Origin of the sequence: Thermococcus sp., from assembly GCF_027012695.1 — an archaeon.
In the GTDB taxonomy this organism is placed as follows: Archaea; Methanobacteriota_B; Thermococci; order Thermococcales; family Thermococcaceae; genus Thermococcus.
Genome location: NZ_JALUYR010000093.1, coordinates 1 through 1,915 on the forward strand (window position 1 = coordinate 1; position 1,915 = coordinate 1,915).

The window sequence follows — 1,915 nt, forward strand, 5'->3', positions numbered from 1 at the left end:
TCGCACCCCTCGCTCCCCTCCTGGGCTTCTTGGCCAACCTGTGGGTGGTGAAGGTCGTCTTCGACACCGGCTGGCTCAAGGCCTTTCTCGCCTGGCTGCTTGCGGCCATCATAGCGGGCATCGTAGTGGGCATACTCGCCGCCCTGGGACTCTTCGCACTCGGAGCACTCTCGGCACTCTGAGTTCATCCCTTTTACTTTTCCCGCGGGCCGGAAGGAAAATTATAAATACCTGCCGCGCGAATTCTCCGTGATGGGTATGTTCTTCAAGCCAGCCGAGCTTCAGCCTCGTGAGGTGAAACCCTTCGACGCTTTTCCGGTAGCCCTGCTAACCGGCAGTCTATCGGGCATCGTCTTCGCGGACCAGCTCGCGGAGGAGGTTTTTGTTCACCACCTTATCGCATCGGCCCTGAAGGACGGCCCCGCATACCACATCGGCCCCGGGGGTCTTTCCGTCCGGGTTCTTGAGAAGCTGAGCGAGTCGACCTCAAACCTCTACGCGGGAAGCGCCTACACTGCGGAGGAGCTGATGGATGCCCTGAAGCTCGTTGAAGAGGACTCCCTAGTTGTAGTCCGCAGGTTTCCCCTTCTCCTCGGCCTCTCGGGGGAAGATGTGGTAGAAGTAAAGCGAACCGCCGATGAGAGGGGCCTGACCGTGGTTCTCTCCCACTCCTCGCTGGAACTCAACGAACTCGACCTTCCTGGAGAGTTCGGAAAACTCTTCCTCCTTCCGGAAATCTTTGACCTTCTCGCAGTCCTCAGAACCAGCTCATACCGCGGCCACTACCGCATGAACATAACGGTTCTCCGCGCTCCAGCGGAATACGTTGCCAGCGTCGGCGACCACTCAATCCCCATTGACTCCCTGGCCAGGCCGTTTCTTCACCGTGGATAGATGCTTATGTGGCCAAATCCAAGGCCGTAGCGAGCATAGAGGGCCAGCATGAAGAGTCCAACAGTGAAAGCAAGAACCGCGTAGTCCCTTTTGGTCATCCTTATGTCCCGAATGAAGGTTCTCCTCGGCGATGCCCCAAAGCCTCTGCTTTCGAGGGCTATGCTTAGGTCGTGAGCGGTCTTGAGGGAAGAGACGAGAAGGGGTATGAGAACGGCGGTCATCTTCCTCGCGCGGGTTATGAAGTTGCCCTTCTCAACCTCCCAACCGCGACTCTTCTGGGCGTCCATTATCGTCCCCGCGAGCCTGTAAAGGGTCGGGATGTAGCGTAGGGAGATGGATACCGTTAAACCATACTCGTGGGGCATGCCGAGCTTCACAAAGCCGAGGATGAGGTCCGTCTGGCTCGTTGTGGCCAGAAGAAGGAACGTGAGCAGGGCGAAGGTGAGAAGCCTCATCGAGAAGGATATTCCGAACAGAACGCCCATGAGTCTCGGCTTGTATATCAGAGGCCAGACTGCGATTGTTATTATGACGATCGGCAGGAGGGGCTTCAGGAGCGCCAGCTGTTCCCTGATGGAGATTTTTCCCAGGAACGCGCCTATAAAGAGGAAGACAAAGAACAGGGGTATTAGAACCACCGGGTCGTTGTAGAGCATTATCGCCGCTATTCCAAGGGCCGTTCCGATTATCTTTACCCTCGGATCAAGGCGGTGGAGGAAAGAATCTCTCTCACGGTAGAACTGCGCCATCAACGTTCTCACCGCCCAGTTTTTCCATTAGCTCCCGTACGCTCCTCACGAATCCAGTGCCGAGCCTCTCGCTGATCTCCAACAGTTCCGGCCTCTCAAGTCCATGGGGGCGAAGATCGAGGGAGAAGAACTCCTCAACGGGGCCGTCGAAGGCCTTCCTCCCGTTATCAAGGAGCACCACCCTTTCGGCCAACCTTAGCACGAGTTCCATGTCGTGGGTGATCAGCAAAATGCCATGCCCCTCTGAGTGGAGTCTCTCTATCGCTTCAACC

Annotated in this window: 2 protein-coding genes and 2 pseudogenes; 2 read left to right on the forward strand and 2 right to left on the reverse strand. The window is 56.9% G+C overall.

The window, feature by feature from the left end:
• Nucleotides 1–182, forward strand: a pseudogene (locus tag MV985_RS07550) (hypothetical protein); the annotation flags it as partial.
• Between the two features lie 70 nt (nt 183–252).
• Entirely contained in the window at nt 253–894 is a 642-nt protein-coding gene (locus MV985_RS07555) for a hypothetical protein (RefSeq protein WP_297464943.1), read from the forward strand.
• Here the strand turns inward: MV985_RS07555 and MV985_RS07560 are convergent.
• Both MV985_RS07560 and MV985_RS07565 read right to left on the reverse strand, forming a co-directional pair.
• Nucleotides 882–1,646 carry an energy-coupling factor transporter transmembrane component T gene (locus MV985_RS07560; protein ID WP_297464945.1) on the reverse strand — a complete coding sequence of 255 codons (765 nt, stop codon included), beginning with the start codon at nt 1,644–1,646 and terminating at the stop codon, nt 882–884. The genes MV985_RS07555 and MV985_RS07560 overlap by 13 nt on opposite strands.
• A pseudogene (locus MV985_RS07565) lies at nt 1,624–1,915 on the reverse strand (ABC transporter ATP-binding protein); the annotation flags it as partial. The gene MV985_RS07560 and the pseudogene MV985_RS07565, both read right to left, overlap by 23 nt.